10 protein-coding genes and 2 tRNA genes are annotated in these 12,050 nt (G+C 42.4%); 4 read left to right on the top strand and 8 right to left on the bottom strand.

Annotated features, from left to right (window positions below):
* The 7 genes from WAZ74_RS03835 to WAZ74_RS03805 form a co-directional block, all read right to left on the bottom strand.
* The coding region (locus WAZ74_RS03835; RefSeq protein ID WP_422305980.1) for a ribose-phosphate pyrophosphokinase-like domain-containing protein at nucleotides 1-185 on the bottom strand (185 nt) is incomplete at its 3' end.
* Between the two features lie 110 nt (nucleotides 186-295).
* A tRNA-Gln gene (locus WAZ74_RS03830) sits at nucleotides 296-371 on the bottom strand.
* A 243-nt stretch (nucleotides 372-614) separates the two neighbouring features.
* Nucleotides 615-690, bottom strand: a tRNA-Gln gene (locus WAZ74_RS03825).
* 215 nt (nucleotides 691-905) lie between these two features.
* Complete coding sequence (locus WAZ74_RS03820; RefSeq protein ID WP_422305978.1) at nucleotides 906-1,226, bottom strand: hypothetical protein; 321 nt, start codon at nucleotides 1,224-1,226, stop codon at nucleotides 906-908.
* Between the two features lie 137 nt (nucleotides 1,227-1,363).
* Entirely contained in the window at nucleotides 1,364-2,332 is a 969-nt protein-coding gene (gene ispE / locus WAZ74_RS03815) for a 4-(cytidine 5'-diphospho)-2-C-methyl-D-erythritol kinase (protein WP_422305976.1), read from the bottom strand.
* Between the two features lie 91 nt (nucleotides 2,333-2,423).
* Nucleotides 2,424-3,062 carry a lipoprotein insertase outer membrane protein LolB gene (lolB, locus tag WAZ74_RS03810; protein ID WP_422305974.1) on the bottom strand — a complete coding sequence of 213 codons (639 nt, stop codon included), beginning with the start codon at nucleotides 3,060-3,062 and terminating at the stop codon, nucleotides 2,424-2,426.
* A gap of 198 nt (nucleotides 3,063-3,260) precedes the next feature.
* Nucleotides 3,261-5,147, bottom strand: a complete 1,887-nt coding sequence (locus WAZ74_RS03805) for a tetratricopeptide repeat protein (RefSeq protein WP_422305972.1) — start codon at nucleotides 5,145-5,147, stop codon at nucleotides 3,261-3,263.
* A gap of 694 nt (nucleotides 5,148-5,841) precedes the next feature.
* Here WAZ74_RS03805 and hemA point away from each other — a divergent pair.
* The 4 genes from hemA (at nucleotide 5,842) to WAZ74_RS03785 (ending at nucleotide 10,043) form a co-directional block, all read left to right on the top strand.
* Nucleotides 5,842-7,239: a glutamyl-tRNA reductase gene (hemA, locus tag WAZ74_RS03800; protein ID WP_422305970.1), complete on the top strand. Its 1,398-nt coding sequence runs from the start codon at nucleotides 5,842-5,844 to the stop codon at nucleotides 7,237-7,239.
* 533 nt (nucleotides 7,240-7,772) lie between these two features.
* Nucleotides 7,773-8,909: an aminotransferase class V-fold PLP-dependent enzyme gene (locus WAZ74_RS03795; RefSeq protein WP_422305968.1), complete on the top strand. Its 1,137-nt coding sequence runs from the start codon at nucleotides 7,773-7,775 to the stop codon at nucleotides 8,907-8,909.
* A gap of 189 nt (nucleotides 8,910-9,098) precedes the next feature.
* Nucleotides 9,099-9,536 carry a YeeE/YedE family protein gene (locus WAZ74_RS03790; RefSeq protein WP_422305966.1) on the top strand — a complete coding sequence of 146 codons (438 nt, stop codon included), beginning with the start codon at nucleotides 9,099-9,101 and terminating at the stop codon, nucleotides 9,534-9,536.
* 87 nt (nucleotides 9,537-9,623) lie between these two features.
* Entirely contained in the window at nucleotides 9,624-10,043 is a 420-nt protein-coding gene (locus WAZ74_RS03785; protein WP_422305964.1) for a DUF6691 family protein, read from the top strand.
* Between the two features lie 111 nt (nucleotides 10,044-10,154).
* Here WAZ74_RS03785 and WAZ74_RS03780 read toward each other — a convergent pair whose 3' ends face one another.
* On the bottom strand, nucleotides 10,155-11,819 hold the full coding sequence (locus tag WAZ74_RS03780) for an AMP-binding protein (RefSeq protein ID WP_422305962.1): 1,665 nt from the start codon (nucleotides 11,817-11,819) through the stop codon (nucleotides 10,155-10,157).
* Nucleotides 11,820-12,050: the final 231 nt, after the last annotated feature.

Raw genomic sequence — 12,050 nt, 5'->3', positions numbered from 1 at the left:
GGTGCACAAGTAGGCTGCATGATAAACACGTCTTTACCGCGTACGTGTTCTTTGATTTCCACGGCAATTTCGCCATCAGAAAAACGCGTGATGTCAGCTTTACCAAGAGGTATATGAAGATGATCGGCTACGGTTTTTGCTAATTCAGGGTGAGCATTACCCGTAAAAATCGCCAAATAAGGCATGACAGAAGTCCTATTGATTGACTCAAGCAGCGACCGCTAAGCAGTGTCAAACTGCTCAAATTAAGAAAAGAGTGGTGAAAAGTATTGATGACTACTATTACAGTAAAAAATGGTAGGGGTAGCTGGACTCGAACCAACGGATGTCAGGATCAAAACCTGATGCCTTACCAACTTGGCTATACCCCTGTAATGTCTAGGCTGTGTACGTCGATATCTAATCATAACTTTTATTAACAGTCATTGTTAGAATAGCGTCACGACCTGTTTGTTATCTAATAAACGATAAGCCGTCTAAAATATAACTTTTCCCTAACGGTGTTCATTGCGAACTATACCGAAACTGGCATAACGTTGTCAATGTCAATAAGATGAGCGGCTATCTATAAACCACTCATGATAAATGCACATCAAACGCTTTGAGCTTAAAAATGGTAGGGGTAGCTGGACTCGAACCAACGGATGTCAGGATCAAAACCTGATGCCTTACCAACTTGGCTATACCCCTATTGAGGCGACCTATTATAGATAAATATTCAGCTTTTGCAAGTCATTTACGGCTTTTTCTTAAGTTTATTCAAAATACCGTAAGTAAAGTTATTTTAGCAAGTCGATGCCTATAATCTGATTGTCGCTCGGTTTCGTGTATTACTTGCAGATTGATAATTACTTTTTGGCTTAAGTAGAGTAAGTTTTACAAACTACTGTAATTTGACAATACCTTTATCGTAATAATACTTGGCAACTGGCGTCATTTGATAGGTCGCATTCGATGCGAGTAGTAGGGTCTGATTTCGGTACTGCTTCAATTATATGTTGAGAGGTTATATTCCAGTGTGTGGCATCGGTGATAGAGGCACATTCCTTAGTCATAGGCGCTACAACCGCTAGTGCATCCTCTTGACTGTCCAGTGCCAAGACGACGCTAGTACTATAGGCTTGAACTTCTAACAAGCAAGGCTGTATTTTATGGCGGGTCATATAGTCTTGATAAGCAGGTATGCTCACAGAGGCGAGCATACCAATAATAAGAGCTTTTAGCATCGTTTATATTACCGTTGACTTATCTGCTGGTTGATACGTTATTGAGTAGATAAAATTTATGGGAATCGTTATTGTAGCTGCTTATTTGATACCCTCGCAAGACCTTTATATTCACAATAACGAGTCATCACTTAACCCTAATACAAACTCCCAACCACATGCCCTGCACAAGGCGCATCGTTAATCCATTTTGCCAAAAGTGTCTTATCATTCGTGACACTCGCATCCAAGGGCAAAAATACCGCACTACCAGAGCCGGTCATTCTTGCCGTGCCCAATGCTTCTGATTCTAGCTCTTGCAAATAATGCAGCGCTTCGCTGACCGCAGGCGCAAGGCTAGTTACTACTGGCGTAAAGACATTATGATAAGGCGTGTTTAAATGTTGCACATAATCATTTGAATGGTTTTTAATGGTTTCAATCGATAGCGTGTTGATATCTCTCTGTAGTTTGGGATGCGCAAAAAGCTCAGCAGTATTGACGTGGGCATCAGGCGTCAAGACTAGATAATGCTGGTCTGGCAAATCAATAGCGGTTAATTGCTCACCAATGCCCATGGCAATGGCATCTTGTCCAAAAATGAAAATTGGTACATCCGCGCCGATGGCAGCACCGATTTTTATTAGTTCATTTTGAGTAAAGTTAAGCTGCCAAATCTCATTAAGCGTCATCAATGTTGTCGCGGCATTAGATGAGCCACCGCCCAATCCTGCCCCCATTGGCAAGTGCTTATCTAAAGTCACTTCTACTTGCGGTAACTGCTCAGGTAGCTTATTGGAGTCTATGGCAGCTGCCAGTAGCGCGCTAGCCGCTTTAAAGATTAAGTTGTCTTCTATACTGGTGGTTATAGCTTCTGCACCAACCAACGTTAGCAGCTGACCACACAGGATATTAATATCTACTGCACTATTATTATCCGCTATAGTATCAAGAGTAGTTATTACTTTGTCTGTGACCGAAAAATGCAGATAGTCGCCCCAGTTAAGCAGACGAAACACGGTTTGCAAATCATGATAACCATCAGCGCGCTTAGCGGTAATATGCAAAAATAAATTAATTTTTGCCGGCGATAAGCGCGTGATAACGGATGCAGTGTTATTGGTCATAGATAACCGTCTTTATAGGGTGGTCTTGAATATTAGCATTAAACATTATTATGAAAGCGCTATTCAAAACAATGGTCAAATTTATGCACTATTATTTTTGATGATCAATCGTCATAACCACTTTATTGCCTTGCGACTGAATCGCGCTGATTTTATTTGGTAGCTTATCTGCGCCTTTATAGCTAAAGCTGGCACGCCATTCACCATTTACCGAACTGATTAAACGATTTTGGGCGTCGAGTTGCGGCGCGCTATCTGAAGGCGCTGGGCGACCAGATACCCAATAAGGCATCTGTGAGATAGGCGCTTGCCAGCCGGTGGCTTTTTTAAGTAGTGTTTCAGGATCATCTGCGGTCAATGTACCCGTTTTTTCGCTAACTAAAGTCGCCGACTGACCATTATATTCTATATTGGTTTTGCCAATGCCTAGTGCACCGATGAGCTCAATCGCAAAACGGTCATTTTGTTGTCCCCATGCATAGAACGCACTGCCGCCTTGAGTACCGCTCGCATCATTGCCAGGAGTCGTCACGCCAATTTTACCAGTGATATTAAAGTTTTCTAGCTTTTTAGGTTGTTCAGCGTTTTGACCTTGTACGGTGGTAGTCGGCTGGTTGGTCGCATTGGCGGTTTTCATTGATTGGCAACCAGATGTGATTACCATCGCTGCTGTCATCGCGGTGAATACGGCTAATTTATTACGCTTATAAGAAGGGCTTAGGGTAGACATGATGTTTCCTCAAAATAGACAAGTTTGCAAAATTATTATTTAGAAAATAGGTTAGCTTAAGTGTTATTTGTTACTCGGTTATGCGTGGCTGTTAGCTTCTTATAAGTGACTTGTAATAATGGACGCCATACTTAAAGGCTTAGCCGAGCTATACCGTTAATTATTAATTACATTGTTTGTTGTTAATAGAATCGCTTATTAATAGAGCTGTATACGGTCATTAACATTGTGTTGCCCGAACGAGAAACGCTGCTGTAGATCGGCCAGCAAGGCTTCGACTTTGTCATTATCTCCTAGACCTTGATAGGCACGTAAGAGTAACGTTCCTGAGCGTAGGGTGGGCAGTACGTCATAAGGGGTTTGTAGATAGTCGATGACTTGTTGATAACTCTCGTTGGCTAAGGCATTGCTTGCCAGAACATTGAGCGCTTGCAGGTGTAGCTCGTTGTCATAACGCGGGTCATCATAGCGTATCTGTATAATCGCAGTTGCCAGCGCCAAACCTTGCTCAGAGCCACGCTCATTGGTCAGTAATAGCTGGGCATAACTCAGCTGATAAGCAGGGTTGGTAGGGTCGAGCGCCTGCAAATGATTGAGTAAAGTGCGCTTAACGACATAGTCATCCTTATCATCAAGGAGCTGCGCGCGCGCGAATAGTAACATCTCATTGTCAGGATATTTACGAGCTGCCCGAGTTAATAAACGCAATGCTTCTGCAGACTCATTTTGCTGCCATAAAATATCGGCTTGTAGCACAAAGCTATCAGGCGCAAATATAGCAAAATCTTTACGCAGCTTTTCTAAAGTAGCGATTGCGGCATCGACATTGTCATTGAGTAAGTCAAACGCCACCACTTTTCGTCGAGCTTCTAGCACCAAGTCTTCTTGCATGACGCCATTAAGATAGTATTTTGCTTGATCAAAGCGCTGCTGGCGCTCGGCACTGATACCAAGATAGTAATAGGCTTGATCAAGATAAGCAGGGTTTTTGGCTAACATATTAAGTAGTTGGTCGGCCTTATCATATTTTTCAATATCCAAACTGACTAGCGCGGCTAACAAGGTAATTTCAGCATCATCAGCAAAACGCTCGTGGGTATCAAGTAAGCGTTGCCATGCCTGCTCACTTTGTTGTAAGTCGAGTAAATAGCGAATCTCGTATAGGTATAAGCTTTTACTATCAGGATTACGCAGACGTGCTTGGCTGACATAATTAATGACTACTTCCGCTGGCTCAGTTTTGCGCAATATGTCCGCTTTTAAGGTAATAAAAGGCACGTAATCTGGTTGGCGCTCTAGCGCCCGATTGATGTGCACGATGGCAATCTCAGGCTCATTGAATTGGTAGAGTAAACCTGCTTTTAATACGGACAGCGAAGCGTTTTGCTCACTGTCGATAGGTTGTAAAGCAGCAAGTAGTTCACGCTTATCTTCATCACTATTTGGATAAATGCCAATTAGGATTTCACTGAGGTCGGCGCGAGGATCATAGCTTAAGATACGGTTTAGGGTTTCGCCTGCCAACTCATAATCATGCGCTCTTAATGCTAAATGGGCGACATAAAACCAAGCAGGTACGTGATCTGGGTTTTGGCCTTGCCATTTTTTAGCGAACTGTAAGGAATCTTCAACATTTTCATGACGTAACGATAAGCTCAGAGCCCGCTCAAACACCGCTGTCGCATCTTGTTTAAAAGATTGCTGCTTATAGATAGTAACGGCTCTTTCGGTATCATCGCGATCTGCTGCAAACTCCGCATCTAAAAGTGCATATAAGCTTGGCTCGTTAAAATCAGAAATTGCTTCGCTGGCTGGCAAACGATTTACATCTGTTACACTTTCAATTATTTGCGTTTGAGTGTTAAGCGTTTTACTAGAGGCATCGTCAGTGATGGCTGCATCATTGGAGATGGCTGATGAGATTTCGGATGATTTTATGTTTGGTGACGAGCTTTCATAGTTAGCGTGAGCGGGTAATCCTAAGCACAAGCAAACGGCCAGCGATAATGCTAGCTTATAACGTTGGCATAGACGCTCAATAAGGGCGTGCAGTAAAGCTCGAAAGCTAGATTGAGAATTATGCATAGGTTGTAGTCTAAATGATGACCCAAAAAAAACCATAGCTAGCAGTGTTCACCTATTATCTATGTTATTTATCCATGTTCTTTATACATATTATTTATGCATGAAATGGTTTGCATCGTAAACGGATGATTTTATTATAATCATTTTAAAAACAGATGTCTGTGATGAATAACTTTATCAAACATTATAAGAGTAGATTGAGGATATAAACAAGAGCGCCCGTGTTACTCAAATATTAGCAATTGAGGGAGATTTTTACCAGTAAATCGCTATTTCGAGGGTGTTTATTTTTTTGGGCTGACGCTATAAGCAACATAAGCAATCGTTTCAATGTTGGCTGACGATAGCAGTTGATTTATCGCTAGTGCGCCCAAATACAGACAAATAGCTGCCTTGTATGGGTGAGTGTTAAATAAAGCTGGCAATAATGATATAATGAGCGATTTTTAGCATGTTACTTTATCTATGCTCTGAATCTGAGTTCTGAAAGGCTTTCTGTTAAAGGCTATTTCTCAAAGAGTATTGATTAAGTTTTCAAAGAGTATTTATCAAGAGATTTCTTCTAAAGATAGTGTCTTAAAAGCTACAAGCAACGTATTCAACGCTGCGTCTTCAAAGCTACTGCATAGTATTTTAAAAAAGGACTGAGAGCATTTAGCTGGCAGGTGAACGTTATATTTATGGTCTATCAATAATGAGATTAGTGGTCATCGGCGTCAATCACAAAACCGCACCAGTCGCTCTACGAGAGCGCTTGGCGCTTGTGGGTGAGGATGTGAATATCGCGCTTAAGCAGCTACGTGGCTTTACCGATGGTAGCGTGATTGTCTCCACCTGTAATCGTACTGAAATTTATGCACTAGTACCAGAAAACGCTGTAGCACAAATATCAACATCACAAGACTCAGCCCCACAAATTACAGAGAATACCGCGCCGGTTGGTTCTGGTAATACACCGAGCAGCACTAATCTCTCTTCTGCTACCATCAGCGCTCATATCTTAAAAATAAAAACTTGGCTTGCTGACTTTAAGCAGTTGCCACTGAACGAGATTGACTCTTACTTGTATGTCCATCGTGACACTCACGCTTTAACTCATTGGCTTAGAGTCGCTTCAGGGCTTGACTCTATGATACTGGGTGAGCCGCAGATATTGGGTCAGATCAAGCGTTCTGTACATCTTGCACAAGATCAAAAAGCACTCAGTAATCAGTTGGGTTGGATTGTCGATCAAGTGTATGCCGCTGCTAAGCGTGTGCGTAATGAGACCAAAGTCGGCGCACAAGCAGTATCGCTCAGCTATGCCGCTGCTAAGCTGGTGACGCAAATATTTGATAATTTGCCTAGTCGGACTTTATTGGTGGTTGCTGCAGGTGAGATGAATCGCTTGGTGGCGACGCATATCGCTGGGCTTGGGGTAGGACGCGTTATTATTTGCAACCGTAATCCTGAGCGCGCAGAAGCATTAGCAGCTGAGCTACGTAACCCTAACCGCCGCGTCGATGTGAGACCCCTACAAGAGCTGCCGCAATTACTGGCAGAAGCAGATATTGTGAGCAGCTGTAGTGGTAGTATGGATATCCTGATTGATAAAACCATGACCTTACGGGCGCTAAAAAGTCGTCGCTATCAGCCGATGTTGATGATTGACTTAGCGGTGCCGCGCGATATTGACTCGACCATTAGCCGGATAGATGATGTCTATCTCTATTCTGTCGATGATCTGCAACACGTGATTGCGGGCAATATCGAACAACGTCGGCAAGCAGCAGTCGATGCTGAGCTATTAGTCAGCCAATTGGTCGTTGAGATGGATCGACGTTTTCAAGTGCGCCAAGTGGGCAAAGATATTCAGCATTATCGTGCACGTACTCAGGATCAAGTAGAAAAACTACTGCATGAGTCCATTGCCAAGCTTCAGCAGGATAATATGAACCCTGAAGATATCATCACCGAGCTATCAAGACGCCTGACGCAAACCTTGACTCATGCGCCATCGAAGCTGATGCGCAAAGCAGCTCGCGAAGGTGACAATGAATTGCTCGACTTTGTGGTATCAGGGCTACAAGACGCCCATCGTGTTCGCCGATAGTTACCTGCTATTTATTGATAAATCTCATGGACAAACCATATATTACACAAGTGTTATCATAACGAAAACATGCGTTGTCAAGCTGCATTATCAGTGCTAATATCATGCTGTTACGATTATATTAAGTGATGATAATTGATTGGTTAATTAATAAGGGTTGTTAGGATATGCTTGCGATATTCGCTAAAAGCGCTAACGCCTTTATTTTATCTTAACCTCTGTTCGACTCATCAGTTGTCAATGACCATTCTTATCAGCCTACCATCGCGTAGCAACGATAGTGGTGCGCATATCATATGCGGTTTTGCTTAAAAATTAATAACATCAACGATGTAAAAGATACCACTATCAACGGCAATAGCACTAGGATAAAGCGCTATATCGTCAACCCTGTGTCAAACTCTTAATACATACTCAATATTAGTGCCCCGTTAATACTATCTATATTGGTATTTGGCTAAAATAGTGTTTTTTTTGCTATAACCAATACTTAAAAATAATTAAATTGTCTAACAACAAACAAGGAATGTGCTATGCCTGCATTACGTCAAGATATTGATCCAAACGGCTTATTAGAATACTCAGTGGTTTATACCGACCGCGCCCTCAATCATATGTCAAAAGCCTTTCAAGAAGTGATGAATGACTTATTAAGCAACTTAAAAACGGTTTATAACGCCGAAGCTGCGGTCATTATTCCAGGGTCTGGCACTTATGGTATGGAAGCAGTCGCTCGCCAATTGACCATTGATGAAGATTGCCTCATCATCCGTAATGGCTGGTTTAGCTATCGCTGGACGCAAATCTTAGAAAAAGGTAAATTTGCCAAGTCATCTACGGTGCTAACCGCTGAGCGTACCGAAGATACCGAAGCGCCAAAACCATTTGCACCCGTTGCTATCGAAACGGCGGTCGCCAAAATTAAGGAAGACAAACCTGCCGTTGTCTATGCGCCGCACGTCGAAACGTCATCTGGCATCATCTTGACAGAAGATTATATCAAAGCCTTAGCGGAAGCGACTCATAGCGTTGGTGGTTTATTGGTCATTGACTGTATCGCCTCAGGTTGTGTGTGGTTAGATATGAAAGACTTAGGTATTGATGTGCTCATCAGTGCACCGCAAAAAGGCTGGAGTAGCACGCCATGCGCAGGTCTGGTTATGCTCAGCGACGCTGCCATCAAAAAAGTAGAAAACACTGAATCTAATTGCTTTAGTCTTGATTTAAAGCAGTGGCTAACGGTGATGCGTGCGTATGAAAACGGTGGTCATGCGTATCATGCGACGATGCCAACCGATAGCTTGCGTCAATTCCGCGACACTATTAACGAGGCCAAAGAAATTGGCTTTGATAAATTGTGTGATGCACAGTGGGAGCTTGGTAACCGTATTCGTAAAGTACTTGAAGGTAAAGGTATTGAGAGCGTTGCCGCCGATGGCTTTAAAGCGCCAGGCGTTGTCGTGTCTTATACTGAGCGTGATGACATACATAAAGGCAGTGCCTTTGCTGAAGCGGGCATGCAAATCGCTGCTGGTGTCCCGCTAAAAGTTGGCGAGCCTGATAACTTCAAAACCTTCCGTTTAGGTCTGTTTGGTTTAGACAAGCTGACTGATGTTGAGGGTGCAGTAGAGCGTTTTGAAAAAGCACTTGATGAAGTACTAGCAAAATAATTTGAGCCGCTGACTTGTTTATAGGTAATATGTTTATTTAAGCAGTCAGCAATCAAATAAAGAGATACTGAACTTCTGCGTTACGCTAGGTTCAGTATTTTTTTACCTTTTTATTATATTTTATAATATAATGTATTTATATAAAACGAATTTATATCTGTTTTGATAAAATCAGCTTAGGTAAATATTATGAGTATACAAATAGACTGGCAAGCCTTTACGCCAATCTCCTTGGTCGGCGGTCTAATGCTGGGCGTAGCAACTGTCATTTTGCTATTGGGTATCGGACGTATTGCGGGTATTAGTGGCATTGGCGCAAGCTTACTTAAACCAAAAAAAGTAGAGGCGTGGCAAGTGCTTTTTATACTGGGTCTTGTCGTCTCGCCAGTGCTTTATAGTCTGGTCAAACCCTTGCCAGATATAGAAATTACGACTTCTTTGCCATTGCTTATCGGGGCGGGATTACTGGTTGGTTTTGGCACACGCTTAGGGTCTGGCTGTACCAGTGGACATGGTATCTGCGGTAATGCGCGCCTGTCTCCACGCTCTATGGCGGCGACAGCAACCTTTATGTTCTTTGGTATTGTGACTGTTTATATTGGTCGGCATGTCTTGGGCTTGATTTAACAGATTATTTAATCATTAAAATACCGAAAATATATCAAATACGATTTATAAAAGTTTAGATTAACCAATGACGTGCGAGACAGAATAATGCTAAAAAATATAATTGGATTGTTTGCAGGACTGCTCTTTGGTATCGGGCTATTAATTTCGGGCATGACTGACCCTGCCAAAGTACAAGGGTTTTTGGACGTGTTTGGTGCATGGGATATCTCCCTCGCGCTTGTGATGGGCGGTGGCTTACTGGTGGCAATCGTAGGTGTACAACTGGCAAAGCGTCAGAAGATAAGTTGGATTGGTACGCCGATAGACATGCCGACTAAAACTACGATTAATGGCAAATTATTAATCGGTGCGATGCTATTCGGTATTGGTTGGGGCTTGGTCGGTATTTGCCCAGGACCAGGGATTGTGCTGCTTGGTACCGGACAATGGCAAGCCTATGTCTTTATACCAGCGATGGTTATTGGCATGCTAATATACCAATGGCTTGAGCCCAAATTAAATTAATACTAAAGTTAAAAAATAATAATCAGCCCAATTTCTAGTTAGGCTGATTTTTTTGACTATTAATTTTAACGTTTACTGACTTAATTTTTATCAGCTTAATTTAGTTAATGATCACTTTTGGGTTACGGTTACTTTAGGGGTTTCATGAGCCATGGATTTAGCTGCTTGACGCAATTCAAACTTTTGTACCTTACCGGTACTGGTCTTTGGAATCTCAGCAAAGATGATGTATTTAGGTACTTTAAAGCCTGCTAAATGCTGCTTACAATGTTCAATGACGGTATCACGCTGTAAAGTGCTGCCTTCATAAATCTCAATAAAGGCCACGGGTACTTCGCCCCATTTATCATCTGGTGCTGCAACTACTGCACAACTTTGGATAGCGGGTATCTTATATAAGATATTTTCCACTTCGATACTGGAGATATTTTCCCCTCCTGATATGATGACGTCTTTAAGCCTATCCATAATCTTAATATAGCCATCGGGATACTTTACGCCCAAATCACCAGTACGGAACCAACCATTAGCAAATGCCGCTTCGGTCGCTTTACGGCTTTTTAGATAGCCTTTCATGACCATATTGCCACGCAATGCCAACTCACCCATTTCTTCGCCATCAGCTTTTACAGGTTCCATTGTTCCTTGTTTAAGGACATCAAACTCGGTCATCAAGTGAGAAGTGACACCTTGGCGCGATTTTTTTTGCGCACGAGCAGTAATATCTAGCTCATTCCATTCTTCTTGCTCAGCACAAATCGTCACTGGACCATACACTTCGGTAAGGCCGTAAGTATGGGTGATATCGAAGCCCATCTCTTCCATTTGCGTTAGCATAGTTTCAGAGGGCGGCGCGCCTGCAACCCAGCCTTTGACCTTGTGAGTAATGGCGGCTTTATATTCAGGTTTACCATTGGCAATCATGTTGTGAACGACAGGCGCTGAACAATAATGGCTGACTTGATACTTTGCAATCAGTTGCAAAATCAAATCGGCATCCATCTTACGTAGGCAGACATTGACACCAGCCCGCTCGGCGATACTCCACGGAAAGCACCAGCCATTACAATGAAATAACGGTAGTGTCCATAAATACATTGGGTGCTTGGGCATATCCCAATCTAAGATATTGGAAACAGCATTCAATGTGGCACCGCGGTGATGATAAACCACACCTTTTGGAACACCAGTCGTGCCAGAAGTATAGTTAAGCGCAATCGCATCCCATTCATCTGCTGGCTTTTCCCAATTATCTAACCTATCTGAGCTAGCAATTAATGCCTCATAACTCATCTGTCCAAAACTTTCTACATTAATAGCTACATCAGTCGCATGAATGATAATTAAATTAGGAAAGGTTTCAACAATAATTTCTGCAAGCTCAGAAAATTCGCTGTCCATCATTAAGACTTTGGCTTCAGAGTGTTGCAGACAGAAAGTCAGCGCGTTAATATCAAGACGCGTATTTAGCGTACATAGCACCCCACCTGACATAGGCACGCCAAATGCACATTCAACCATCGCTGGCGTATTGGGCATCATAACGGCAACGGTATCATTTTTATCAATACCTAGTTTTCTTAAGCCGTCCGCTAATTGACGGCAACGGCTATAGGTCTGTTGCCAAGTTTGAGTGAGGTTATTATGTTCAAGGTCGTCATAGATGATGGCCGTCTTATCAGGATAAACCTGCGCGCTGCGGATGATAAAATCAATAGGGGTAAGCGGTTGATAATTGGCAGCATTTTTGCCAAGACCGGTGTGAAAGTCAGTCATAGTGATAGTCCTTTATCATATTTTTAATATTGGGTGAGGCAATGGTTGTACAAAGCATTTGTTTAGAGCAGCGGCTTTATCAAGTGAGTTTATCTAAATCAGTAACTATATAAGCCAGTAACTATTTCAGTCAGTAACTATCTAAGCCAATATGGATAGCAGTAAACCCTTGCGATGAACGGCTATCTTTTATTTTGAACGGAATATATCACGATAAATAGCTGCTTATTT

Origin of the sequence: Psychrobacter sp. (assembly GCF_049295055.1) — a bacterium.
Lineage (GTDB): Bacteria > Pseudomonadota > Gammaproteobacteria > Pseudomonadales > Moraxellaceae > Psychrobacter.
Note: the sequence above shows the minus strand (reverse complement) of the source record. Positions and strands in the feature narration are given on the sequence as shown.